Origin of the sequence: Parvibaculum sp., assembly GCF_039680535.1 — a bacterium.
Lineage (GTDB): Bacteria > Pseudomonadota > Alphaproteobacteria > Parvibaculales > Parvibaculaceae > Parvibaculum.
Genome location: NZ_JBDKSS010000012.1, coordinates 110,863 through 133,832, shown reverse-complemented (window position 1 = coordinate 133,832; position 22,970 = coordinate 110,863). Strand labels below are relative to the sequence as shown.

Sequence of the window (22,970 nt, the reverse complement as noted above, 5' to 3'; positions counted from 1 at the left end):
CCTTATTTTAGGGGCTTTTCAGAGGCTTGAGAGCGAATTCGGTGATCTCGTGCGAACGTCCATCGAGTTGCGCGCGATGGCGCTTCACCACCTCGACAAGGAACTCCATAACCGCCCTGACATGGGCGAGCTGGGCGAGATCGTTACGCGCCATGAGCCATAATTCGAGAGCGCCCAGAAGGTCTGGCCCGAACACCCGGACGAGCGTCGCATCCCTGTCGGCGATGAGGCATGGCAAGGCCGTCAGCCCAAGATTTCTGCGCGCAGCTTCCGCGCGCGCGGCGGCGCTCGACGAACGGAATGTAACACTGGAAGATTTCTCGGCGCGCGACATCCACCAAACTGGACCCAATGGCGTCTCTCCGCGCGGAAATCCGATGATGTCGTGCCCGGCAAGGTCCGACATCTGCTCCGGCCTGCCCCTTTCCGCAAGGTAAGCGGTCGAGGCATAGAGCCCATAAGCCATGTCCCCGACTTTTCGCATAAGCATGTCGCCCTGGGTTGGCCGGGCGGCCCTGAGCGCGACATCCACATCGCGCAGCGGATTGCCGATACGCGGGGCATTACCGAGACTTGCACCCCGCGGGTCATCCACAAGTTCAAGTTCAAGGCCGGGATGGGCGCTGCGGAAGGCCGGCAATTCCGGGGCGATGAGGGCTGCCGCCAGCACCTCGCTTGCCGCGAGCCGTACCGCCCCCTCGCCGCCGGAGCCCGACGCGGCGAAGTCCCTCGGCAGGGCGGAAAGCCGCCTGTCCACGGGCTCCAGCGCCTCCACGAGCTTTTCGCCCGCCGCCGTCAGCCGGTAGCCGGTGCGCTCGCGTTCGAAGAGCCTGGCGCCCAGATCATCCTCGAGCGAGGCGACGCGGCGCAGAACCGTGGTCGTATTGACGCCGAGCTGCTGCGCGGCGCCCGAGAGGCTCCCCGCACCCGCGACTGCCAGGAAGTAGCGGAGATCGTCCCAATCCATGCTCATCCTACCTGCTTTGGCGCAAAGCGCCCTTGCCTGAATGAGAGTATCGGGCTTTGAACATGGAATAAATGCAGCATGACAAAAATTATGCTGCGAATTTGCAAAAGAAAGGGGGCCTAACCCTTGATCGGCTTCACCCGCGAAGCAGCTTCCTTAGCCCGCGCCCGCGCTTCGGCGGTATCCGCGCCACGCGCCAGCGCCACGCCCATGCGGCGGCGCAGGAAGGATTCGGGCTTGCCGAAGAGGCGGACTTCGGCGCCCGGCACGGCAAGCGCCTGATCGAGCCCTTCGAAGGCAATGCCCTGCTCGTCCATGCCGCCATAAATGACGGCGGACGCCCCCGGCGACAGAAGCTCTGTCGAAACCGGCAGGCCGAGGATCGCGCGGGCATGCAGCGCGAACTCGCTCTGGTACTGGCTGACCAGCGTGACGAGACCCGTATCGTGCGGGCGCGGGCTCACTTCGGAGAACCAGACATCGTCCCCCTTCACGAAGAGTTCGACGCCAAAAATGCCGCGTCCGCCCAGCGCCTCCGTCACCTTCCCGGCGATTTCGCGGGCGCGGGCGAGCGCCTTCGCGCTCATGGCCTGCGGTTGCCAGCTTTCGACATAATCGCCCTTCACCTGCACATGGCCGACCGGCTCGCAGAAATGCGTTTCGATCGCGCCCGATGCGCCCAGCGCGCGAACGGTGAGCTGCGTGATCTCATAGTCGAAGTCGATGCGTCCCTCGACGATGACGAGCTGGCGCTCGACGCGCCCCCCCGCCATCGCATAATCCCAGGCCGCCTGAACGCCCTCGGTATTCTCGACATAACTCTGCCCCTTGCCGGATGACGACATGACCGGCTTCACAAAACAGGGAAAGCCGACTTTTGCCGCGCCCGCCTTCAACTCCTCGACGCTGGCGGCGAAGGCATAGGGCGAGGTCGGCAGTCCAAGCTCTTCGGCGGCGAGGCGGCGAATGCCTTCGCGGTTCATGGTGAGCTGCGCGGCGCGGGCGGTGGGAATCACTTCCGCCAACCCTTCCGCCTCGATCTTCGCCAACTCGTCGGTGGCGATGGCCTCGATCTCGGGAACGATGAGATGCGGGCGCTCCTTCTCGACCAGCGCGCGCAAGGCCGCCGCGTCGGTCATCGCGATCACATAGGAGCGGTGCGCGACCTGCTGTGCGGGGGCATTCTCATAGCGGTCGACGGCGATCACCTCCGCGCCATAGCGCTGAAGCTCGATCGCCACCTCCTTGCCAAGCTCGCCGGAGCCCAGAAGCATGACCCGCGTCGCGCCTTTGGTGAGCGGTGTGCCGATACGCATGGATGGTCCCCCGATGAGGCTTGAAGACGAATGGCGGCGATGTAGCACAAGGCGGGCGGCCATACGACTCGACTTGATCCGCCACCACCCCGATGCTACATATGAACACCTGTTCATATGTGATTGATATGCACCCGCACAGCCTGACGACAGCCGAGCTTTCGCTTTCCGACGACAAGGCGACGGAGCTTGCCGAGATGTTCCGCCTGCTTGGCGATCCAAGCAGGCTCAGGATCGTCGTGGAGACGCTGGAGGGACCGCAATCGGTCGGGCACATGGCCGAAAAGCTCGGCCTCTCCCCTTCCCTCGTCAGCCACCATCTGAGGCTTCTGCGCGCTGCGCGCCTCGTCACGGCCGAACGGCGCGGCAAGCAGATCTTCTATCGCATTCACGATGCTCATGTGCGTCACGTCATCGCCGACATGGTCGCCCATGTGAACGAGGAGCCCGAATAATGTCCGCCGCGCATCACCACGATCACGGGCCTCATCATGATCATGGGCATCACCATGAACATGCCCACGAACACGGCGCGGGCAATGAACGCCGCGTGCTCGTCGCGCTATGGCTCACCGGCGGCTTCATGATCGTCGAGGCGGCGGGCGGCTTCATCTCGGGCTCGCTCGCCCTCATCGCCGATGCGGGCCACATGCTCACCGACACAGGCGCGCTGGCGCTTGCATGGATCGCGGTGCGCCTCGCGCGGCGGCCGGCGGACGATGCGCGCAGCTATGGCTGGCACCGCGCGGAAATCCTCGCGGCCTTCCTCAACGGCGTGGTCATGCTGGCGCTTTCCGCATGGATCATCGTCGAGGCAGCCATGCGCCTCATGCAGCCGTCCGAAGTTCTGGGCGCACCCATGCTTGTGGTCGCCATTGGCGGCCTCATCGTAAACGTCCTGTCCTTCCTGATGCTTCATGGCGCGGGCGACAGCCTCAACCTCAAAGGCGCCGCGCTTCATGTGCTCGGCGACCTTCTCGGCTCCGTCGCCGCGATCATTGCCGCCATCGTCATTCTCTTCACCGGCTTCATGCCCGTGGACCCCATGCTCTCCGTGCTCGTCGCGGTGCTCATCCTTCGCAGCGCATGGAAGGTGACGCGGGATTCCGCGCATATCCTGATGGAGGGAACGCCGCATCATCTCGATCCCGACGAGATCGCGGCCGACCTCGCGAGGAACGTCGAGGGCGTCGACGATGTGCATCACGTCCATGTCTGGTCGCTGACGCCCACCCAGTCGCTCGTCACACTCCATGCGCATCTGAAGGATGGCGCCGACGGTCACGCGGCGCTGTCCGGCATCAAGGCGCGGCTCAGCTCCGAATTCGGCATCGGCCATGCGACGGTGCAGCTGGAGCGCGGCGAATGTGCCGATAGCGGGCATGACGGGCATCATTGATGGCCTCACCGCCGGGTACCCCATACCGGGTGACCGCTACCACCGGACGCGCTAACATGCCCTCCGTCTCTGCGTCACCCCGGAGTTTTCATGCCATTTTCCGCGCCTGAAGAGCCGAGCCTCTTTTCCCGGCTCGGAGAGCTCCGCGTCTTTCTTGAATTGGGCTCCATGGTGCCCGCGCTTCCCGCGCTGATGCATGCGCCGCGCGGCGACGGGCATCCCGTGCTCGTGCTGCCCGGCATGCTCACCTCCGACGGCTCGACCGTGGTGCTGCGCCGCTATCTCCAGGCGCTCGGCTATCAGGTTCACCCCTGGAAGCTCGGCATGAACTGGGGCCCGAGCGAGAAGATCCGCCAGGGCGTGCGCGACCGCTTCAAGGAATTGTCGGACCGCTACCAGCGCCGCGTCAGCATCATCGGCTGGTCGCTCGGCGGCATCTATGCGCGAGAGCTCGCCCGCGAGCAGCCCTCGCTGGTGCGCCAGGTCATCACGCTCGGAAGCCCCTTCGCCGCCGGCTACAGGATGGATGGAAGCTACGACCCGGAACTCGCCAAGCGCCTGCGCGTCGCACCGCCCGTGCCCTGCACCGCCATCTACTCAAAGACAGATGGCGTTGTGCCATGGGAAGCCTGCCGGGAAACGGAAGGTCCGCAAACGGACAATATCGAGGTTCAGGCGAGCCATATGGGCATGAGCGTCAATCCGCTCGTGCTCTGGGCGATTGCCGACCGACTGGCGCTGCCGGAAGGAGCCTGGCAGCCCTTCGACCGCTCAGGCGTCAATTCCTGGTTTTATTGAATCAGGCCGCCGGGTGCGGGGCGACGCTGCCCTGCGTCGTCTGCGTCCGCACATTGCCATAAAGCTTCATGGCGCCGCCGATGAGGATGAGCGTTCCGACATAGAAGACCAGCTGGATGCCCGAGGGCCGCGCCGTGTAGCCGACCAGCGTGTGCAGCGTCTGTCCGATGATACCGGCAAATCCCGAGCCGCCATCCGGCAGGATCGCCGACGTGTCCCAGAGCCCGGTGCCGAGCGACGGCAGAAGACCGGCCTGTGTCAGGAAATTCGCGCCCTGCGCCGCCATGCCCGCCGCGAGCAGAAGGATCATCCAGCTCGTCACCGAGAAGAGGTGGCGCGTCGAAAGATTGAGAAGTCCGAAATAGAGCGCGAAGCCGAGCGCCGCACCAGCGACCACGCCGATCGCGCCACCGAGCAGCAGGCCCGATGCGCCGACGCCGCCGCTCGCAATGCCGTAAAGGAAAAGCACGACTTCCGAACCTTCGCGCAGGATCGCCATGCCGACAACGATGGCCACCGCATAAAGCGGCCGCGTACCCACCGACACGTCGTGACCGACCGCCTTCATTTCCGCGGCAAGCTCGCGGCCATGGCTGCTCATCCAGACATTGTGCCAGGCAAGCATGATGACGGCGACGAAGAGCACGCTGGCGTTGAAGACTTCCTGCCCCACGCCTTCCAGCGATTCCGAAATCGTGCCGGCAAAGACGGCGACAAGAGCCGCGCCCGCAATGCCTCCCAGCACGCCGAGCACCAGCCACTTGTTGCGGCCCGCCACGCCTTTCGTCGCAGCCGCAACGATGCTGAGGACGAGCGCCGCCTCGATGACTTCACGAAAGACGATGATGAGGGTCGCAAGCATGGCGAACTACCTTAACTATTACTTGGCGATCAGCTTGCCTTGCGCCGTCGCCTGATTGAACTCGCCGAAGAAGGGATAGGTCCCGGGCTTCAGCGGATCGAAGTAGAAGATGCCCTGCCTGCCGCCGCCGATGATCTTCTCGCGGTTGAGCTCCGCCGACTCGAATTCCTCGGGCGTCTCGTCGAGATTCTTGACGATGAGCTTGATTTCCTTGCCCGCCGGAACTTCGAGAACCGCAGGATCGAACTTGTGATCCTTGATCTTGATTTCGAAGGTGAGCGGGTCTTCGGCTAGCGCCGGACCCGCGGCCCCGAGAGCGAGGATGACAGCCGCCGCCGGCAGGAAATTGCGCATGATCATGTCAGTCCGCAGTTTGAGCGAAGTAAACTTGCGGCATCTGATAATCATTCTCAATTTATGTCAACGCGCATTTCGCCGCATTGTGTCTCCCCCGCGCGCAAGGCGGGCTGCCGCCTCGAAGCCGATCCGGGGGCTCGCGAGCACCGGAACCGGGAGATTATGGCAAAGAACAGCCACAGGGGCCATGGAGGCCTGGGCGAGGACCATGACATCGACCCGTCCGGCCACCTCGGCGACGCGCGCCGCGATGCCCTGGTAATAGTCGTCCAGCCTCCCCTCCCGGAACGCCGTCCAGACATCGTCGAAGAGAAAGGTCTCAAGCTCGAAGTCGCGGCCCACTGCATGCGCCGACTCGGCGATCAGCGCCTCGGTGTTCGGCACTGTCGCGGGCACGCAGGCCGCAACGCCGATACGGTGACCCTGCAGCACGGCGAGGTCGGCCATGGGTCGGTCGATGCGAAGGACGGGCACCGCAGCTTCCGCGTTCGCGGCCTCGGCCACCGCGCCCAGCGTCGAGCATGTGCAGACGACGACGCGCGCGCCGCCATCGGCGAGCGCCAGCAGCGCTTCCCGCGTCTTGAGGACGAGAGCCGGAGTGACGCGCCCCGCCTTTTCCGCCGCAGCGAGCAGATCTTCTCGCACGACATGAGTGAGCTTCAGCTCCGGCGCGATCTCGCGGCCAAGCGCATCGAAGGTGTCGATATGGATCGCCGCCGTATGCAGAAAGGCAATGTCGGCGCCGTGACGTTGAGACGATGGGGGCATGTCGCTCTCCTTCCACCTCAGCTGTTCATTTCTAACTGTCATCCTCGCGTGAAGCCCGGATGACATTCGGCAGTCATCGCAGCCCGGAAAGAGAAAGGGCCCCCCGCGATCTTCGCGGAGGGCCCCTTCATGCAACTTCGGGCTGTTCGCGAGATCGCGTCAGTTCTTGTCCTTGTCTACGAGCTTGTTGGCGGCGATCCACGGCATCATGGCGCGCAGACGCTGGCCGACTTCCTCGATCGGATGGGCGGCGTTACGGGCGCGGATGGCCTTGAAGCTGGTCTGGTTGACCTTGTTCTCGAGCATCCAGTCGCGCGTGAACTTGCCGGTCTGGATGTCGGTGAGAACGCGCTTCATCTCGGCCTTGGTTTCGGCGGTGATGATGCGCGGGCCCGTGACGTACTCGCCATATTCGGCGGTGTTCGAGACCGAGTAGTTCATGTTGGCAATGCCGCCCTCATAGATGAGGTCGACGATGAGCTTCACTTCGTGCAGGCACTCGAAATAGGCCATCTCGGGGGCATAGCCGCCCTCGACCAGCGTTTCGAAACCAGCGCGGATGAGTTCGACCAGACCGCCGCAGAGCACGACCTGCTCGCCGAAAAGGTCCGTCTCGCACTCTTCCTGGAAGGTCGTCTCGATGATGCCGGCGCGGCCGCCACCGATGGACGAGGCATAGGAGAGGCCGACGTCATGGGCATTGCCGCTCGCGTCCTGATGGACGGCGATGAGGCAAGGCACGCCGCCGCCACGCTTGTACTCCGAACGCACCGTGTGGCCGGGGCCCTTCGGCGCGACCATCAGCACGTCGATGTCGGCGCGCGGCTCGATCAGGTTGAAATGGATGTTGAGGCCATGGGCGAAAAGAAGCGCCGCACCCGGCTTCATGTTGGCGTGCAGGTGATCCTTGTAGATGTCGCCCTGGAGCTCGTCCGGGGTGAGCATCATGAGCACGTCGGCCCACTTCGCGGCTTCGGCGACGGAGAGAACCTTCAGGCCCTCGCCTTCCGCCTTCTTCGCGGTGGCCGAGCCTTCGCGCAACGCGACGGCGACTTCCTTCACGCCCGAGTCGCGCAGATTGAGCGCGTGGGCATGGCCCTGGCTGCCATAGCCGATGATGGCAACTCTCTTGCCCTTGATCAGGTTCACGTCTGCGTCGCGGTCATAATAAACGCGCATGGCTCTCGTCCTTTTCGACTTTCCGTTTAATCCGTCACATCGCCTCGGGGCCGCGCGCGATAGCGACGACACCTGTCCGCGAAACATCCACCAGCCCCAGCGGGCGCATCAGCCCGATGAAGGCGTCGATCTTGTCCGGCGCGCCGGTCACTTCGAACACGAAGGAATTATGCGTCGTGTCGATGACGCGCGCGCGGAAGGCATCGGAGAGGCGCAGCGCTTCGACGCGCTTGTCTCCGGAGCCCGAAACCTTGATGAGCGCCATTTCGCGCTCAACCGCCTTGGTGTCGACCGTCAGGTCCACGACCTTGTGCACCGGCACGAGGCGCGCGAGCTGCGCCTTGATCTGCTCGATCACCATGGGCGTGCCGACCGTCACGATTGTGATCCGCGAGGTGTGCTCGGCCTGATCGACCTCGGCAACCGTCAGGCTCTCGATATTGTAGCCGCGGCCCGAAAAAAGCCCGATGACGCGCGCGAGCACACCCGCCTCGTTGTCCACGAGCACGGCGATCGTGTGCCGTTCGATATTGCTCTCGTTGCTCATCATCGTACCTGCGGGCTTGGTTTTTCACATAAAGGCGAGCGCCTGCCCCGCTTTGCCCCGGCTCTATAGCCCAGGGGAGGCCCGGCGCGAAAGGGCAATCGGCCCCTTTTGGGGGCCGAAAAGCCGTTAAACGAGCATTTTGCCCTCTTCCGTGACCATGGCGGCTTCGGGGTCGTCGCCCAGGATCATTTCATTATGGGCAGCACCCGAGGGGATCATCGGGTAGCAATTCTCGAACTTGTCGACCACGCAGTCGAAAACCACCGGTCCGGGGGTGTCGATCATCTGCTTGATCTTGTCGTCGAGCTCGCCGGGCGTCTTCGCCCGGATGCCCACCGCGCCGAAGGCCTCGGCGAGCTTCACGAAGTCGGGCAGCGACTCCGAATAGGAGTGCGAGTAGCGGCCGCCATGCAGCAATTCCTGCCACTGGCGCACCATGCCCATATATTCGTTGTTCAGGATGAAGATCTTGACCGGCGCCATGAACTGCATGGCGGTCGAGATTTCCTGAATGCACATCTGGATCGAGGCTTCGCCCGCGATGTCGATGACGAGGGCGTCGGGATGCGCGATCTGCACGCCGATGGCCGCCGGCAGGCCGTAGCCCATCGTGCCGAGGCCGCCCGAGGTCAGCCAGCGGTTCGGCTTCTCGAAGTGATAGTGCTGCGCCGCCCACATCTGATGCTGGCCGACTTCGGTCGTGATGTAGGTCTCGCGGTCCTTGGTCAGCTGGTAGAGACGCTCGATCGCATATTGCGGTTTGATGATCTCGTCCGACTTCTTGTAGTCGAGCGAGCGACGGTCGCGCCAATGGTCGATCTGCTTCCACCAGTCGGCGAGCGCGGCCTTGTCGATCTTCACGGCCTTCGACTTCCAGATGCGGATCATGTCTTCGAGGACATGGCCAGCATCGCCGACAATGCCGATATCGGCGCGGATGATCTTGTTGATCGACGAGGCGTCGATATCGATATGGATCTTCTTCGAGTTCGGCGCGAAAGCGTCGATGCGGCCCGTCACGCGGTCATCGAAGCGCGCACCAATATTGATCATGACGTCGCAGTCATGCATCGCATTGTTGGCTTCGTATGTGCCATGCATGCCGAGCATGCCGAGCCACTGCTTGTCGGATGCGGGGAACGCGCCGAGGCCCATCAGCGTCGACGTGATCGGGAAGCCCGTGAGCTTCACGAATTCGCGCAGCAGCTGGCTGGCGAAAGGGCCCGAATTGATGATGCCGCCGCCCGTGTAGAAGATCGGCTTCTTCGCGGTGGCGATCAGATCGACCGCCGCCTTGATCGCTTCGATATCGCCCTTCACCTTCGGACGATAGGTTTTGTGGACGACATTCTGCGGGCCGACATATTCGGCCTTCTCGAACTGGACGTTCTTCGGAATGTCGATGACGACCGGGCCGGGCCGGCCGTTGGTCGCGACATAAAACGCCTCATGCATGACGCGCGTCAGCTCTTTCGCCGAATTGACGAGCCAGTTGTGCTTCGTGCAGGGGCGCGTGATGCCGACCGTGTCGCATTCCTGAAAGGCGTCATTGCCGATGAGATGCGTGGCGACCTGACCCGTCAGGCAGACGAGCGGGATCGAGTCCATCAGCGCGTCGGTGAGGCCGGTGACGGCATTGGTCGCGCCGGGGCCGGAGGTCACAAGGACGACGCCCGGCTTGCCCGTCGAACGCGCATAGCCTTCCGCCGCGTGGACGGCGCCCTGCTCATGGCGGACGAGGACATGGCGGATCTTGTTCTGCTGGAAGAGCGCGTCATAGATCGGAAGCACCGCGCCGCCCGGATAGCCGAAAATCGTGTCCACGCCCTGGTCGACCAGAGCCTTGATGACAATTTCGGCGCCTGTCAGTTCCTGGGCAGCCATGGGTCGATTCCTTCCGTTTGTGCGTCATGGCCCGCTTCATGCGGGCCATCCACGTCTCCTCGCCGCCTCCAAAACATGGATGGCCCGGACAGACCGGGCCATGCGAACGAGGGGGCCTTAAAAGCGCGGGCAACCTAGCGGCGGCTCAGGGACGGGTCAACCCCAAATCGTCAATAAATGAAAAGATAATGGCCTTAAGCCTTTCTGAATCTTGCTCTGAAAAGGTCTGCCACGCAATCATCTGAGTCCTGAGCCAGGTCTCCTGCCGTTTCGCATAGGCCCGCGTCTCCGCCTGCCCAAGCGCAACGGCTTCGGAAAGCTCAATCTTTCCAGATACATAGTCGATAAGCGGCCTGAGCCCGAGGGTTTTCATCACCGGAAGCTCCGGGGCAAGGTTCCTTGCGGCCAGCGCGCGGGCTTCCTCGATGGCGCCCACCTGCACCATCGCCTCGAAACGCGCATCGCAGCGCGCGCGAAGCCAGGCGCGGTCCGGCGCCAGCACGATTTTGGCGATATTTCCGGCCAGCAACGGCTCGCGCGGCTCTTTCTGCCATGCACTGAGGGGCCGTCCCGTCGCCCGGGCAACCTCGACGCCGCGGGCGATGCGCTGGCGGTCGGACGGGCGGATGACCTCGGCAAGGGCCGGATCGACTGCCTGAAGGAGCGCATGGGCGTCCTCGCCCGCCGCCTCGACTTCCGCCCGCACCGCCTCGCGCACCTCGTCGGGCACGTCGGGAATGGGCGAAAAGCCCTCGATCAGCGCCTTGAAATAGAGCCCCGTGCCGCCGACGACGATGGGGACGCGGCCCCGTGCCTCGATATCGGCGATAACCTTCACCGCCATGAGCGACCAGCGGCCCGCCGAGCAGAGTTCCGCGCCCGAAATAACGCCATAGAGGTGATGAGGGACGCGAGCTTCCTCCGCCGCCGAGGGCCGGGCCGTGAGGACGCGCAATTCGCGGTAGATCTGCATCGAGTCCGCATTGACGATCTCGCCGTCCAGCCTCTCGGCCAGAGCGAGCGCCAGCGCGGACTTGCCGCTCGCGGTCGGCCCTGCAATAAGGATCGCACCTTTGGTCGTGAGCGGCTCGCTCAAGATCACCCTCTTTTCCGGTTCGCCCGATGAAATACACCCTCACCCTGATCGGTAACAGCGCCACGGCACTTTCCGAAGCCCATGTCGCCGCCGCCGGCACCATTCTGCCCTCACCCTCCGCGCCGGATTGGCTCGCACCGGGTCACGCCTGCGACATCCATTTCGAAGCCGAGGACGGAAAAGCCGTCGAGGCTGCGATCCGCGCGGCCTTCTCGGACACGAAGATCGATCTTTCCGTTCAGGCCGCGGGCAACCGCAAGAAGGGCCTTCTCGTCGCCGACATGGACTCGACGATCATCCAGCAGGAATGCATCGACGAACTGGCCGCAGAACTGGGGATCAAGGACCGTATTTCAGCGATCACGGAACGCGCCATGCGCGGCGAGATCGCCTTCGAGCCGGCGCTGAAAGAGCGCGTCGGACTCCTGAAGGGCCTTCCCCTCGCCTCGCTCGAAAAAGTCTATGCCGAACGCATCGTCGAGACACCGGGCGGACGCGCCCTTGTCGGCACCATGCGCGCGAATGGCGCAACCTGCGCCCTCGTCTCCGGTGGCTTCACTTTCTTCACCGAGCGCGTTGCTGCCGCCGTCGGCTTCAATCTCAACCGCGCCAACACGCTGATTTTCGCCGACGACAAGCTCACGGGCGAAGTGGGCGAGCCGATCCTCGGCCGTTACGCCAAGATCGAGTCGCTGGTGAACCTGCGCGAGGAATTGAAGCTCGCTCCTCACGCGACCATGGCAGTGGGCGATGGCGCCAACGATCTCGGCATGATCGAGGAAGCGGGCCTCGGCGTTGCGTTCCACGCAAAGCCCGTCGTCGCGGAAGCCGCCGACGCGCGCATCGACCATGGCGACCTGACGGCGCTGCTCTATCTGCAGGGCTACCGCAGGGAAGAAATCAAAGGCTGACGCAATCTATTTCAGCGGCAATGCCACGAAGCGCGGGGCGCTGCCGCTGAGAAGCCGCAGAAGAACGGACGTGCGCCCTGCCTTCTTCTCCGCGTCCACGGCCGCGACGACTTCTTTCGGCGAACGCACATTGGCCTGACCGACGCGGATGACGACATCGCCCGGCTCTATGCCCTTGTCCGCCGCAGAACTCGTCGGATCGACCTCGAGCACAAGCACGCCTTCAACATCGACGCCAAGCTTGAAGTGCTCGCGCATATCCGGCGTAACGGTGACGAGATCGAGACCGAGCACCTTGGTCTTTTCCGCCGCAGGCGCCTTCGCCGCGGGCTTCTCCTTCGTCTTCGCCTTGGAGTCGGCTTCGGCAAGGCGGCCGACCTTCACCGTCAGGGTCTTCACCTTTCCGCCCCGCAGGATTTCGATCTCCGCCTGCTTGCCGATTTCCGTCTCGGCGACGAGCCGCGGCAGATCGCGCATTTCGCGCACAGGATGACCGTCGAAGCCGGTCACGAGATCGCCTGCTTCAAGACCGGCCTTCTCGCCCGGGCCGCCCGCCGTCAGGCCGGCGATCAAGGCGCCATGCGCCTGCGGCAGACCAAGCGTCTCCGCAATCTCCTGCGTCACCGACTGAATGCGTACGCCGATCCAGCCACGGCGCATCTCGCCATATTCGAGAATCTGCGCGAGCACGGGCGCGATCGTGCTGGAGGGTGTGGCAAAACCGATGCCGACGGATTCGCCGGACGGCGAGATGATCGCCGTGTTCATGCCGATCACCTCGCCATTGAGCGCGAAGAGCGGTCCGCCCGAATTGCCGCGATTGATCGCCGCATCGGTTTGGATGAAGTCGTCGTAACTGCCCGCATGGATATCGCGGTTGAGCGCCGAGACGATGCCCGCCGTCACGGAGCCGCCGAGGCCGAAGGGATTGCCGATCGCCATGACCCAGTCGCCGACGCGCAGCTTCTCGGAGTCTCCGAGGCGGACATAGGCGAGCGGCGTCTTGGACTCGACCTTCAGCACGGCAATATCCGTCTTCTCGTCGCGGCCCTTCAGCTTCGCAGGCAGCGTCGTGCCGTCGGAAAAGGTCACGTCGATCTTGTCGGCGCCTTCGATCACATGATTGTTGGTGAGGATGATCCCCGTTGGGTCGACGACAAAGCCCGAGCCCAGCGACTGCACCTTCTGGGGCGTACCCGGCGGCACCGGCGCCTCGGGCACTGGCTGGCCGAAGGGATTGGCGGAATCGCCGTCTCCATCGCCGCCCCTATCGTCATCGCCCTGACCGCTCTGCCCATCGAGGTCGCCCTCGTCGGAGTCATTGGCCGGCCCGGTAACGGTCTGCGTCGTGGAGATATTGACGACGGCGGGCGACAGCTTCGCGGAAAGCTCGGCGAGGCTTTGGGGAACCATGCGCGCCTCGGCCGATTGCAGGCCGAAGCCGAAAAACCCTGCCGAGACCAGGAGCCCGGCCAAGGCCGCTCGCATGCCCCACTCCCTCACAAAGCCCACTCGCGCCATCGAACGTCGTTCCTTCAACCTCGCGTGCGGCCTGCCCCGGCCGCTATCCCCTTACCAGCCAGACGAGCACAACCCCGAGGACAAGTGCAAGCATGCCTGTGCGTCGAAGCGCATTTTCAGGCTGGGAACCGATGGCGGCAAGCGCCCGGCGCATGGGACCGGGAAAGGCCGCATAAAGCGCCCCCTCGATCGCCAGCACCAGGCCCAACGCAGAGAGAAGGTCGGTCAAGCCGATAGCCTCGGCACCTGGGCCATCAGGGCTTCACGCCGCCCTCATTGCCGAAATAACGGAAGAACTCCGAATCCGGGCTCACGACCATCGTCGAACTCTCGCCGCCCAATGCCTTCTTGTAGGCCTGCATGGAGCGATAGAAGGCGAAGAACTCGGGATCCTTGCCGAAAGCCTCGGCATAGATCTTGTTCTGCGTCGCATCGCCCTCGCCGCGGACGATCTGTCCATCGCGTTCGGCGTCCGCCAGCAGCACGGTCACGTCGCGATCCGCCTTGCTGCGGATACGCTGCGCCTGTTCCTGGCCCTGAGCGCGGATTTCAGCCGCCTCGCGTTCACGCTCGGTCTGCATGCGGCGGAAGATCGCCTGGCTGTTCGCCTCGGGAAGGTCCGCGCGGCGGATGCGCACATCGACGATCTCGATGCCGAGATCGCTCGCCGTCTTGTTGAAGTTCTCCTGAATCTTCCGCATCAGCCCGGCGCGATTGTCGCGCACCAACGCTTCGAGGCTGTTGTCGCCCAGCGTGTTGCGCAATGCCGATCCGAAGCTCGGCTGCAGCCGCGTCTCGGTGAGGCGCGGATCGCGGACGGCCTGATAGAACTTCAGCGCATCGACGATGCGGTAGCGCGCGAAGGCGTCGACCACGAGACGCTTCTGGTCAGAAGCGATGATTTCTTCAGTCGGAGACTCGAGGGTCAGAAGCCGCTTGTCGATATAGACGACGTTCTGGATGAGCGGCACCTTCACATAAAGGCCGGGTTCCGTGATGACCTGCCCGACCGGACGGCCGAACTGCAACACGATGGCCTGCTGCGTCATGGTCACCGTGAAGAGCGAGAGATAGGCCGCAACTGCTGCGACGACGAGAGCGCCGACGACGCCGATACCGATTGACCTGTTCATTGGCCCGCCTCCGAACCCGTAGCCGCGGATGATCCGGCGGATGTGTTGCCCGATACCGGCGACAAGGGCTTCAAGCCCGAAAGAGGCAGATAAGGCAGCACGCCGCTGCCGTTCTTCGGATCGACGATCACCTTGTTGATGCCGCCCAGGACGCCCTCCATCGTTTCGATATAGATGCGCCGGCGCGTAACATCCTTGGCGTTCTTGTATTCGCCATAGACCGACAGGAAGCGCTTCGCTTCGCCTTCCGCCTCGGCGACGATCTGCTCGCGATAGGCTTCAGCCGATTGCGTGATCTGCGAGGCCTTGCCGCGCGCCTTGGGCACCACGGTATTGGCGTAGGTATTCGCCTCGTACTGGAGGCGCTCCTGATCGGCGCGCGCCGCCTGCACGTCGCGGAAGGCATCGATGACGGCCGACGGCGGATCGACCTTCTGGAGCTTCACTTCCGTCACCACGATGCCCGCACCATAGGCGTCGAGCGCAGACTGCATGAGATCGCGCACCCTGGTCTGAACCTCGGCGCGGCCCGTCGTCAGAAGAACCTGAATGTTCGACTGGCCCACGGCCTCACGCATTGCGCTTTCGGCCATCGCCTTCACTGCGCGCTCGGGATCCTCGACCTTGAAAAGGAAATCCGGCGCGTCCTTGATGCGCCAGAAAACCGAAAAGCTGATATCGACGATGTTCTCATCGCCGGTCAGCATCAGCCCTTCCTCCGCCGACGGCCCGCCGCCTTCGCGCGTGCCGATGTCCGTGCGGTTGACGCGCGTCACCGTCGGCTTCGCGACCGTCTCGATCGGATAGGGAAGCTTCATATGAAGGCCGGGCTGCTCGGTGCGCACGAACTGGCCGAAGCGCAGCACGATGCCCTGCTGGTCGGTGTCGACGCGGAAAAAGCTGGTCGACGCCACGATGGCAACAACGGCAAGGCCCAGCAGAAGAGCCGGGCCGCGAGAGCCGCCTGTGCCGCCGGGAAGAATTTCGCGAATCTTGTCCTGACCGCGCCGGATCAGTTCGTCGAGGTCCGGCGGCCGGTTTCCGCCACCCGAGGGGCCCTGCCCCCATGGTCCTCTATTGCCGCCACCTCCGCCCTGCCAGCCTCCGCCGCCGCCATTCTGATTGCTCCAGGGCATCAAGTTTCCTTCATCTGGGGAAATTCGCCGGTGTTGGTTTTGTTCTTACCGGGGTTTATATGACACTCACCCCCAAGGCGCAACGCGCGCCCCGGGGCCCCGCCGCGCCGCAGGCGCGCCAGGCACACTCGCATGTGGGCATTCCGGCCCATCAAGGCAAGAGCATGAACCGCGCATCCAAAGAAGATATTCTCAAGGCGCTTTCCGCCGTCATCGACCCAGCGAGCGGCAGGGACGTCGTCTCCGCCGGTCTCATTCAGGGCCTCGTGGTTCGCGAAGGCCATGTCGGCTTCAGCGTCGAGGTCGCGCCGGAGCGCGGACCGACCTCCGAACCGCTGCGGCGGCAATGCGAGGAAGCGGTGCGCAAGCTTCCGGGCATTCTCAGCGTCACCGCTGTGCTGACCGCGCATCGCGACCAGCCGGCTCCGCGCCCCGCGCATGACCACTCTCACGGCGACCACAAGCACGAGGCGCCGCAGCGGCCTGCGCCGCAGGGCGGGCCGATCAACATGCCCGGCATCAAGGCCATCGTCGCGGTCGCCAGCGGCAAGGGCGGCGTCGGCAAGTCGACGGTCGCCGTCAATCTCGCGCTCGGCCTCCTCAAGCTCGGCCGCCGTGTGGGCCTGCTCGATGCCGACATTTACGGCCCCTCGATCCCGCGCATGCTCGGCCTTACGGGCAAGCCCGAAGTGACCGAAACGAAAAAGCTGAAGCCCAAGACCAATTACGGGCTCAAGACCATGTCGATCGGCTATCTCGTGCCGGAAGACACGGCGGCCATCTGGCGCGGTCCGATGGTGCAGTCGGCGCTGATGCAGATGCTTGGCGAAACCGAATGGGGCGAACTCGACGTGCTCATCGTCGACATGCCGCCCGGCACCGGCGACGCACAGCTCACCATGGCGCAGCGCGTTCCGCTGACAGGCGCCGTCGTCGTCTCGACGCCGCAGGAGATTGCGCTCATCGACGCGCGCAAGGGCTTCGCCATGTTCGAGAAGACCCACGTGCCCGTCTTCGGCATCGTTGAGAACATGGCCTATTTCGTCAGCCCCGGCTCGAACGAGAAATCCTACATCTTCGGTCAGGGCGGCGCGCGGAAGATGGCCGAAACGCTCGGCTGCGATTTCCTCGGCGAAGTGCCGCTGCACATGGCGGTGCGCGAAACCTCGGACGCCGGCACGCCGATCGTCGCCACCGCGCCCGACAGCGAGGAAGCGAAAGTCTTCATCGAGATCGCGCGCCGCGTCGGCGCGCATATCGACAGCGCTCTCGGCGCCGGCGCCCGCAAGGCGCCGAAGATCAGCGTCGAATAACCAACTCCAATCCGTCATGCCCCGGACAAGCCGGGGCATGACGCAGAGTGTAGTGGCGTAACGACCGCTCTTACTTGTTCAGGAAGTTGAGCGGCAAACCAGCCGTCGGCCATTCGACGGCGACGAGACGCCCCGAGGCCGAAAGCGTGATGAAGGCGGTCTTCAGATCCTTGCCGCCGAAGCAGATATTGGTCGGAAGGACGTCGTCGAAGGCCGTATGCGTGATCTTCGAGCCATCCGGCGAGAAGGTCGTGATGCCGCCATGAAGCAGCGTCGCCACGCAGATATTGCCTTCCGCATCGACCGCAAGAGAGTCGAAGTAGCAATGGCCAGGCGCCGTGCCGACATAACGGCCCGGACCGCCGGGGCCCGAGGGCGGAGCCACTTCACCGGGCGCGACGATGTCGAAAGCGAAGAGGCGCGCCGAAAATGTGTCGGCGACATAGACCGTCTTTTCATCCGGCGAGAGGCCGACGCCATTCGCGGAGAGCACCGGGAATGCCACTTCCTTGATGAGCGAGCCGTCGATCTTCGCGTAGTAGAGACCGCCGCGATACTGAATGCGGCCATCGCCCTTGCCGTGGTCGGTGAACCAGAAGCCGCCATGCTTGTCGAAGACGATGTCGTTCGGGCCGATCAGCGGATTGCCGTTGCAATGCGTGTAGAGCACATCGACCTTGCCGGTCTTGAGATCGACGCGTTCGATGCGGCCACCCGAATAATTCGCAGGCTTGTCGCCCGGAATGGTGAGGCCGCCGACTTCATGCCATTCGAAGCCGCCGTCATTGCAGATGTAGCAGGCGCCGTCCGGGCCGATGGCCGCGCCGTTCGGGCCGCCGCCGGTAGTCGCGATGACTTCCGTCTTTCCGCCCGGGTGAACGCGAGTCAGCGTGCCGCGCTTGATTTCGACCAGAATGACGCTGCCATCCGGCATGGCGATGGGGCCTTCCGGAAACTGCAGGCCGCTCGCGATGAGTTTCGGCTGAGACATGAAATCCTCCCTGATTGAATTTTCGTGTTTTTCGATGCAGCCATTCTGGCAATGGCTTTCAGCAAGAGCAATGGCCGATGGCGAGGCACGCCCTCTCCACGGCATCGCGGCCTGAAAGAAAAGCGCCCTGCACGGTCGAGAACCAGCTTGGGTGAACGGCCTCCCCGGCAAGGAAGATGCGCTCGCCCACGGGTTCCGCGAGCCTGAGCCGATCCTCCGCATGTCCCGGCAGCGCCGACGAATAGGCGCCGAGCGCGTAAGGGTCCGCACCCCAGCCGGTCGCAACCGCTCCTTCGACTGCACCACGGATCGACGAGCCGAACATGTCGGCAAGCGCGGATGTTGCCATGTCGATCATCGCGGCCTCGCCTTGTCCCTCCATCTCTTCGGCGAAGCGCCCGCCGAGATAGGCGATTGCAAGCTCCTGTCCGAAAGGCCTGATCTGAAAGCTGAGCGCGTGGCGCGCAGGATCGCGCTCATCCATGAACGAGGCATAGCTCGTATCGGGCAGGCCGAAGACATCGCGCGAGAATTTGATCGCGACCTTGTTCGCCACACCCGTCGGCACGCCGTCGAGGGCGCGCTGCATCGCGGACGGCAAGACGGGCGAAAAGCGGATAAGTCCTCGCGCCAGAACATTCGTCGAAACGGTGACAATGACGGCCTTCGCCCGCACCCTTCCCTTTGGTGTTTCGACTGCGACGCCCCGTCCTGACCAATCCACCGCTGTCACCGGCGTTCCGAGAGAGACGGGCAGATGCGAGCCCAGCGCCTCCACCAATGCGCCATAGCCGCGGATCAGCGGCCAGTTTTCGCCGCTGTCGTAATAGCGATAGAGATCGAGCGCGGAAATACGCTCCGGCGGAAAGGCGCTGATCGCCTCGTGGAGATGTTCGATGAGGCGATACCAGCGCGAGCCCCGATCATGCGCCTCAGCCACCGGCACATCGAGCCCCTTCTCGCCCAGCGCGTCGACGGCTTCGAAAGCGGCGTCGATAGCGCGCTGGTAGTCCGCCTTCTCCGCCTCGGTGGCAAGACGCGAACCGAGATGCAGGGTGCGGTCGATGAAGCTTTCGCGTTTGAGATAGGGGTGTCCGAGCGCCTCGGCCATATGCGTCAGCGGATTGACGGCTGCCGAATGCAGCCAATGCGCGCCGCGATCCCATGTCACGCCGAGCGTGTCCGTGTCGGTGTGACAACGCCCGCCGATACGGTCCCGCGCCTCAAGCAGCGCAAAGGAAAGCCCGTAGTCCTGCGCGCGCCGCGCGGCCGCAATGCCCGCCGCGCCAGCGCCAATAATGGCGATGTCGACCTCGCCGCTCATGACGCGAGAAGCGTTGCGGCGTGGAAAGCGAGATGATCGTCGATGAAGGTCTGGATGAAATAATAGGAATGGTCGTGGCCGGGATGCATGCGCAGCACAAGTTTCTGCCCGGCCTTCGCGCAAGCCTCTTCCAGAAGCTGCGGCTTCAATTGCGCTTCGAGAAAACTATCGGCCTCGCCCTGATCGACAAGGATCGTTTCGTAATGGCCTTTCGCCGCGCCCGCTTCGATGAGAAGCGTGGCGTCGTGCGCTTTCCATGTTTCGCGGTCGGCGCCGAGATAGGCGGTAAAGGCCTTTTCGCCCCAGGGGCAGCGCGTCGGCGAGACGATGGGCGCAAATGCGGAAATGGAACGGAAGAGCCCCGGATATTTCAACCCCAGCGTCAGCGCGCCATGCCCGCCCATGGAATGGCCTGTGATGCCCTGCCGTTTCATGTCTGCCGGGAAGTTCTCCACGACGACCTGTTGCAAGTCCTTTGCGATGTAACTTTCCATCCGGAAATGCGGCGCCCATGGCGCTTCGGTCGCATCGAGGTAAAAGCCCGCACCCTGACCCAGATCGTATGCCGGATCGTTGGCGACGCCTTCGCCGCGTGGACTGGTATCCGGCGCGATGACGACGAGCTTCAGCGCCGATGCCTTCCTGTAAGCGCCCGCCTTCACGGTGAAGTTTTCTTCCGTGCAGGTGAGGCCGGAAAGAAATGTCACAACGGGAAACGGCCCATCGCCATCCGGCACATAGGCGGAAAAGCGCATGGGCGTTCCCGTCGCCTCCGACTGATGCCGGCAGATGTGAAGCGTTCCGGAAAAGCAGCGATGGGACTCGATGAACTCAATGGTCATGGTACCTCGAACAAATTGATGATGCCGCAGAACTCGCCGGAAGTTCTCCACGCGGCATCACCAGGCCGATCTCAGGCGTCCTCGCCAGCGTCAGTAAACGACGACCGAGCGGATCGACTTGCCTTCGTGCATCAGGTCGAAACCTTCGTTGATGCGCTCCAGCGGCAGAATGTGGGTGATGAGATCGTCGATGTTGATCTTCTTGTCCATGTACCAGTCGACAATGCGCGGGACATCGGTGCGGCCGCGCGCGCCGCCAAAGGCCGAGCCCTTCCAGACGCGGCCGGTGACGAGCTGGAACGGACGGGTGGAGATTTCCTGACCGGCACCCGCGACGCCGATGACCGTCGAGACGCCCCAGCCGCGATGGCAGCATTCAAGCGCCTGGCGCATGGTGTGCACATTGCCGATGCATTCGAAGCTGTAGTCCGCGCCGCCGCCAGTCAACTCGACGAGATGCGCGACGAGATCGCCCTTGATCTCCTTCGGGTTGACGAAATGCGTCATACCAAACTGACGCGCGAGACCCTCGCGCGCCGGGTTGAGATCGACGCCGACGATCATGTTGGCGCCAACCATCTTCGCGCCCTGAATGACGTTGAGACCGATGCCGCCGAGACCGAAGACGACGACATTCGCGCCCGCTTCCACCTTCGCCGTGAAGATGACGGCGCCGATGCCCGTGGTCACGCCGCAACCGATGTAGCAAACCTTGTCGAAAGGCGCGTCCGGGCGAATCTTCGCCAGCGCGATTTCAGGCAGAACCGTGTAATTCGCAAAGGTCGAGCAGCCCATGTAGTGCAGGACCGGCTTGCCCTTGTAGGAGAAGCGGCTCGTGCCATCCGGCATCAGGCCCTTGCCCTGCGTGGCGCGGATCGAGGTGCAGAGATTGGTCTTGTGGCTCGTGCAGCTTTTGCACTCACGGCATTCGGGCGTGTAGAGCGGAATGACATGATCGCCCGGCTTCAGCGACTTCACGCCCGCGCCCACTTCGACCACGACGCCCGCGCCTTCATGACCGAGAATGGCGGGGAACAATCCTTCGGGGTCCTGACCGGAAAGCGTGAATGCGTCCGTGTGGCAGATGCCGGTCGCCTTGACCTCGACCAGCACCTCGCCTTCCCTCGGGCCTTCGAGCTGCACCGTCTCGATCTCAAGCGGCTTGCCCGCCTCGAATGCCACTGCCGCGCGCACGTCCATTTCGCTACTCCACAGGTCTGATTGAAAGGCGCGCCATTCTCGCCGCATGACGCCGCTGCGACAAGCCTCGATTGCCCCTTCAGCGACGCCGCATCGTTTCCGAAAAGAAAGCAGCGGCGAGGAGATGCGCCTTCGCAGTCGCCTCGGGGTTGTGGCGCATGATCACGCGGCCGCCTTTGCCCTGATTGCCGAAGGGGTCATTCACTTCGACGTCGACGCCCGGCATGTCGAAACCGTGATGCGCATTCGACATCACCTCGATGCCGACTTTCGCTCGGTCCTCTTCGCTCAGACCCTCGACAAGTTTCGCCGACACCGTCGGGTCATTGTCATATTGGTCGAGTTCGCCCGTCACCAACATGACCGGCGCGTCGACGAGATTGCCGAACTCAAATCCCGGCACGTGGTTGAAAATCCAGGTCGATGGATAGACAGGCATGAGCGCCGCAAAGGCCCCGCCCGGCAGGAACATGTCGTTGTGCGCCTTCGTCGCCGCCAGCATTGCCGCGACGCCGCCGAAGGAAAAGCCAATGACGCCAATGCGGCTGGCATCGACCTTCGGATGTTTGACGAGAAAATCCCGCGCGCCATAAAGGTCGGGAAGCGTCTCGGCGACGGTTTTCGGCCGACCTTCGGCGCCGCCCGCCAGACCGCGCGCTGCCCATTGATCCGGCTCCAAAGTAACAAAGCCTGCCGCGTTGAGCACATCGGCATAACCGCCCTCGCGCGCAGAGGGGCCGGCAGATCCATGCAGAAGAATGACGGCGGGAAGCTTTCCATCGCGATGCGGAATACGCAGCCGCGCGGCAACGGTCAGCGGTTTGTCATGCAGCGAGGAAAAGCTGACATAGTGCAGGCTTGCAGGAAGGTTCATTTCGGAGGTGGTCATTCGTCACTCAATCCTTTCCCGTGTCGATCAAGCGCGACTACTACCTCTCCAACACGACAAACGAATAATCGGCGCTGTCCTTTTCTCCTGCGGCATGGCGTTCGCGCGAAATCTCGCGCCAGCCCGCACGGTCGAAATCGAAATGGGCGTCGCCTTCCGGCTTCGCGTGAACTTCGGTGAGGTAAATGCGTGTCGCGCGCGGCAGGGCCTGCCGGTAGATATCGGCGCCCCCCACGATCATCACCTCACCGCCCTCACCCGCAAGCTCGACGCCGCGGGCGATGGCGCCATCGAGTGAAGAGAAAACTTCAGCGCCCGGCGCCTCGTAATTCGCGCCACGCGTGACGACGAGGTTAGGCCGGCCGGGCAGCGGTCTTTTGGGAAAGGACTCGTAGGTCTTGCGGCCCATCACGATGGGCTTGCCCATGGTCGTTCGCTTGAAGAAAGCCATATCGCCGGAAAGCCGCCAGGGCATCGCATTATCGCGGCCGATGACGCCGTTCTCCGCAATGGCGATGACGAAGCTGATATGCACCA

At 63.7% G+C, this 22,970-nt stretch carries 24 protein-coding genes; 5 read left to right on the top strand and 19 right to left on the bottom strand.

Annotated elements, in window-relative coordinates; genetic code table 11:
• Window positions 1-7: 7 nt before the first annotated feature.
• Both ABFC66_RS06900 and purT read right to left on the bottom strand, forming a co-directional pair.
• A complete protein-coding gene (locus ABFC66_RS06900; protein WP_346740205.1) occupies window positions 8-973 on the bottom strand; it encodes a LysR family transcriptional regulator in 966 nt (321 codons plus the stop codon).
• 113 nt (window positions 974-1,086) lie between these two features.
• Window positions 1,087-2,283, bottom strand: a complete 1,197-nt coding sequence (gene purT, locus ABFC66_RS06895) for a formate-dependent phosphoribosylglycinamide formyltransferase (protein ID WP_346740204.1) — start codon at window positions 2,281-2,283, stop codon at window positions 1,087-1,089.
• Window positions 2,284-2,384: 101 nt separating this feature from the next.
• Between purT and ABFC66_RS06890 the strand changes: the two genes are divergently transcribed.
• From ABFC66_RS06890 to ABFC66_RS06880, 3 genes are all read left to right on the top strand, one after another.
• Complete coding sequence (locus tag ABFC66_RS06890; protein ID WP_346740203.1) at window positions 2,385-2,738, top strand: metalloregulator ArsR/SmtB family transcription factor; 354 nt, start codon at window positions 2,385-2,387, stop codon at window positions 2,736-2,738.
• Complete coding sequence (locus ABFC66_RS06885) at window positions 2,738-3,682, top strand: cation diffusion facilitator family transporter (protein WP_346740202.1); 945 nt, start codon at window positions 2,738-2,740, stop codon at window positions 3,680-3,682. Before ABFC66_RS06890 ends, ABFC66_RS06885 begins: the two co-directional genes overlap by 1 nt.
• A 90-nt stretch (window positions 3,683-3,772) precedes the next feature.
• Window positions 3,773-4,480, top strand: a complete 708-nt coding sequence (locus ABFC66_RS06880) for an alpha/beta hydrolase (protein ID WP_346740201.1) — start codon at window positions 3,773-3,775, stop codon at window positions 4,478-4,480.
• Window position 4,481: 1 nt separating this feature from the next.
• On the opposite strand, the gene ABFC66_RS06875 is transcribed toward ABFC66_RS06880, so the two are convergent.
• The 7 genes from ABFC66_RS06875 to miaA all read right to left on the bottom strand — a co-directional run bounded on the left by ABFC66_RS06875 (window position 4,482) and on the right by miaA (window position 11,173).
• Window positions 4,482-5,342: an FTR1 family protein gene (locus ABFC66_RS06875; protein WP_346740200.1), complete on the bottom strand. Its 861-nt coding sequence runs from the start codon at window positions 5,340-5,342 to the stop codon at window positions 4,482-4,484.
• Window positions 5,343-5,360: 18 nt separating this feature from the next.
• A complete protein-coding gene (locus ABFC66_RS06870) occupies window positions 5,361-5,702 on the bottom strand; it encodes a cupredoxin domain-containing protein (RefSeq protein ID WP_346740199.1) in 342 nt (113 codons plus the stop codon).
• A gap of 60 nt (window positions 5,703-5,762) precedes the next feature.
• The gene (locus ABFC66_RS06865) at window positions 5,763-6,467 is read right to left on the bottom strand and encodes an aspartate/glutamate racemase family protein (protein WP_346740198.1); all 705 of its coding nucleotides are present in this window, start codon (window positions 6,465-6,467) and stop codon (window positions 5,763-5,765) included.
• A gap of 159 nt (window positions 6,468-6,626) precedes the next feature.
• On the bottom strand, window positions 6,627-7,646 hold the full coding sequence (gene ilvC, locus ABFC66_RS06860; RefSeq protein ID WP_346740197.1) for a ketol-acid reductoisomerase: 1,020 nt from the start codon (window positions 7,644-7,646) through the stop codon (window positions 6,627-6,629).
• A gap of 34 nt (window positions 7,647-7,680) precedes the next feature.
• Window positions 7,681-8,193 (bottom strand): acetolactate synthase small subunit, encoded by a 513-nt coding sequence (ilvN, locus tag ABFC66_RS06855; RefSeq protein WP_346740237.1) that lies wholly within the window; start codon window positions 8,191-8,193, stop codon window positions 7,681-7,683.
• A 126-nt stretch (window positions 8,194-8,319) separates the two neighbouring features.
• On the bottom strand, window positions 8,320-10,077 hold the full coding sequence (locus ABFC66_RS06850; RefSeq protein ID WP_346740196.1) for an acetolactate synthase 3 large subunit: 1,758 nt from the start codon (window positions 10,075-10,077) through the stop codon (window positions 8,320-8,322).
• 145 nt (window positions 10,078-10,222) lie between these two features.
• Window positions 10,223-11,173 carry a tRNA (adenosine(37)-N6)-dimethylallyltransferase MiaA gene (gene miaA, locus ABFC66_RS06845; RefSeq protein WP_346740195.1) on the bottom strand — a complete coding sequence of 317 codons (951 nt, stop codon included), beginning with the start codon at window positions 11,171-11,173 and terminating at the stop codon, window positions 10,223-10,225.
• Window positions 11,174-11,199: 26 nt separating this feature from the next.
• Here miaA and serB point away from each other — a divergent pair, with 26 nt between their 5' ends.
• Window positions 11,200-12,084, top strand: coding sequence for a phosphoserine phosphatase SerB (gene serB, locus ABFC66_RS06840; RefSeq protein ID WP_346740194.1), 885 nt, complete (start codon window positions 11,200-11,202; stop codon window positions 12,082-12,084).
• A gap of 6 nt (window positions 12,085-12,090) precedes the next feature.
• Here serB and ABFC66_RS06835 read toward each other — a convergent pair whose 3' ends face one another.
• The 4 genes from ABFC66_RS06835 to hflK all read right to left on the bottom strand — a co-directional run bounded on the left by ABFC66_RS06835 (window position 12,091) and on the right by hflK (window position 15,874).
• Window positions 12,091-13,572: a DegQ family serine endoprotease gene (locus ABFC66_RS06835; protein ID WP_346740193.1), complete on the bottom strand. Its 1,482-nt coding sequence runs from the start codon at window positions 13,570-13,572 to the stop codon at window positions 12,091-12,093.
• A 76-nt stretch (window positions 13,573-13,648) separates the two neighbouring features.
• Entirely contained in the window at window positions 13,649-13,834 is a 186-nt protein-coding gene (locus tag ABFC66_RS06830) for a DUF2065 domain-containing protein (protein ID WP_346740192.1), read from the bottom strand.
• A gap of 25 nt (window positions 13,835-13,859) precedes the next feature.
• Window positions 13,860-14,738 carry a protease modulator HflC gene (gene hflC / locus ABFC66_RS06825; protein ID WP_346740191.1) on the bottom strand — a complete coding sequence of 293 codons (879 nt, stop codon included), beginning with the start codon at window positions 14,736-14,738 and terminating at the stop codon, window positions 13,860-13,862.
• On the bottom strand, window positions 14,735-15,874 hold the full coding sequence (gene hflK / locus ABFC66_RS06820; protein ID WP_346740190.1) for an FtsH protease activity modulator HflK: 1,140 nt from the start codon (window positions 15,872-15,874) through the stop codon (window positions 14,735-14,737). The genes hflC and hflK overlap by 4 nt, the downstream gene beginning before the upstream one ends.
• A 164-nt stretch (window positions 15,875-16,038) precedes the next feature.
• On the opposite strand from hflK, the gene ABFC66_RS06815 reads away from it, so the two are divergent.
• The gene (locus ABFC66_RS06815) at window positions 16,039-17,187 is read left to right on the top strand and encodes an Mrp/NBP35 family ATP-binding protein (RefSeq protein ID WP_346740236.1); all 1,149 of its coding nucleotides are present in this window, start codon (window positions 16,039-16,041) and stop codon (window positions 17,185-17,187) included.
• A 70-nt stretch (window positions 17,188-17,257) separates the two neighbouring features.
• Here the strand turns inward: ABFC66_RS06815 and ABFC66_RS06810 are convergent, their stop codons facing one another.
• The 6 genes from ABFC66_RS06810 to ABFC66_RS06785 form a co-directional block, all read right to left on the bottom strand.
• The gene (locus ABFC66_RS06810) at window positions 17,258-18,178 is read right to left on the bottom strand and encodes an SMP-30/gluconolactonase/LRE family protein (protein WP_346740189.1); all 921 of its coding nucleotides are present in this window, start codon (window positions 18,176-18,178) and stop codon (window positions 17,258-17,260) included.
• 58 nt (window positions 18,179-18,236) lie between these two features.
• The gene (locus ABFC66_RS06805; protein ID WP_346740188.1) at window positions 18,237-19,502 is read right to left on the bottom strand and encodes an NAD(P)/FAD-dependent oxidoreductase; all 1,266 of its coding nucleotides are present in this window, start codon (window positions 19,500-19,502) and stop codon (window positions 18,237-18,239) included.
• The gene (gene fghA, locus ABFC66_RS06800; RefSeq protein ID WP_346740187.1) at window positions 19,499-20,344 is read right to left on the bottom strand and encodes an S-formylglutathione hydrolase; all 846 of its coding nucleotides are present in this window, start codon (window positions 20,342-20,344) and stop codon (window positions 19,499-19,501) included. Before fghA ends, ABFC66_RS06805 begins: the two co-directional genes overlap by 4 nt.
• Window positions 20,345-20,434: 90 nt before the next feature.
• Window positions 20,435-21,544 carry an S-(hydroxymethyl)glutathione dehydrogenase/class III alcohol dehydrogenase gene (locus ABFC66_RS06795; RefSeq protein WP_346740186.1) on the bottom strand — a complete coding sequence of 370 codons (1,110 nt, stop codon included), beginning with the start codon at window positions 21,542-21,544 and terminating at the stop codon, window positions 20,435-20,437.
• Between the two features lie 79 nt (window positions 21,545-21,623).
• On the bottom strand, window positions 21,624-22,433 hold the full coding sequence (locus tag ABFC66_RS06790) for a dienelactone hydrolase family protein (RefSeq protein WP_346740185.1): 810 nt from the start codon (window positions 22,431-22,433) through the stop codon (window positions 21,624-21,626).
• 40 nt (window positions 22,434-22,473) lie between these two features.
• Window positions 22,474-22,968 (bottom strand): dihydrofolate reductase, encoded by a 495-nt coding sequence (locus tag ABFC66_RS06785; protein ID WP_346740235.1) that lies wholly within the window; start codon window positions 22,966-22,968, stop codon window positions 22,474-22,476.
• Window positions 22,969-22,970 lie beyond the last annotated feature (2 nt).

Coding starts and splice junctions, on each gene's coding strand:
- ABFC66_RS06835 (WP_346740193.1), bottom strand. CDS start 13,572: ATGCGAGCGGCCTTGGCCGGGCTCCTGGTCTCGGCAGGGTTTTTCGGC.
- hflK (WP_346740190.1), bottom strand. CDS start 15,874: ATGCCCTGGAGCAATCAGAATGGCGGCGGCGGAGGCTGGCAGGGCGGA.
- serB (WP_346740194.1), top strand. CDS start 11,200: ATGAAATACACCCTCACCCTGATCGGTAACAGCGCCACGGCACTTTCC.
- ABFC66_RS06850 (WP_346740196.1), bottom strand. CDS start 10,077: ATGGCTGCCCAGGAACTGACAGGCGCCGAAATTGTCATCAAGGCTCTG.
- hflC (WP_346740191.1), bottom strand. CDS start 14,738: ATGAACAGGTCAATCGGTATCGGCGTCGTCGGCGCTCTCGTCGTCGCA.
- purT (WP_346740204.1), bottom strand. CDS start 2,283: ATGCGTATCGGCACACCGCTCACCAAAGGCGCGACGCGGGTCATGCTT.
- ABFC66_RS06890 (WP_346740203.1), top strand. CDS start 2,385: ATGAACACCTGTTCATATGTGATTGATATGCACCCGCACAGCCTGACG.
- ABFC66_RS06880 (WP_346740201.1), top strand. CDS start 3,773: ATGCCATTTTCCGCGCCTGAAGAGCCGAGCCTCTTTTCCCGGCTCGGA.
- ABFC66_RS06865 (WP_346740198.1), bottom strand. CDS start 6,467: ATGCCCCCATCGTCTCAACGTCACGGCGCCGACATTGCCTTTCTGCAT.
- ABFC66_RS06805 (WP_346740188.1), bottom strand. CDS start 19,502: ATGAGCGGCGAGGTCGACATCGCCATTATTGGCGCTGGCGCGGCGGGC.
- ABFC66_RS06790 (WP_346740185.1), bottom strand. CDS start 22,433: ATGACCACCTCCGAAATGAACCTTCCTGCAAGCCTGCACTATGTCAGC.
- ABFC66_RS06870 (WP_346740199.1), bottom strand. CDS start 5,702: ATGATCATGCGCAATTTCCTGCCGGCGGCGGCTGTCATCCTCGCTCTC.
- ABFC66_RS06795 (WP_346740186.1), bottom strand. CDS start 21,544: ATGGACGTGCGCGCGGCAGTGGCATTCGAGGCGGGCAAGCCGCTTGAG.
- ABFC66_RS06900 (WP_346740205.1), bottom strand. CDS start 973: ATGAGCATGGATTGGGACGATCTCCGCTACTTCCTGGCAGTCGCGGGT.
- fghA (WP_346740187.1), bottom strand. CDS start 20,344: ATGACCATTGAGTTCATCGAGTCCCATCGCTGCTTTTCCGGAACGCTT.
- ilvN (WP_346740237.1), bottom strand. CDS start 8,193: ATGAGCAACGAGAGCAATATCGAACGGCACACGATCGCCGTGCTCGTG.
- ilvC (WP_346740197.1), bottom strand. CDS start 7,646: ATGCGCGTTTATTATGACCGCGACGCAGACGTGAACCTGATCAAGGGC.
- ABFC66_RS06875 (WP_346740200.1), bottom strand. CDS start 5,342: ATGCTTGCGACCCTCATCATCGTCTTTCGTGAAGTCATCGAGGCGGCG.
- ABFC66_RS06885 (WP_346740202.1), top strand. CDS start 2,738: ATGTCCGCCGCGCATCACCACGATCACGGGCCTCATCATGATCATGGG.
- ABFC66_RS06815 (WP_346740236.1), top strand. CDS start 16,039: ATGAACCGCGCATCCAAAGAAGATATTCTCAAGGCGCTTTCCGCCGTC.
- ABFC66_RS06810 (WP_346740189.1), bottom strand. CDS start 18,178: ATGTCTCAGCCGAAACTCATCGCGAGCGGCCTGCAGTTTCCGGAAGGC.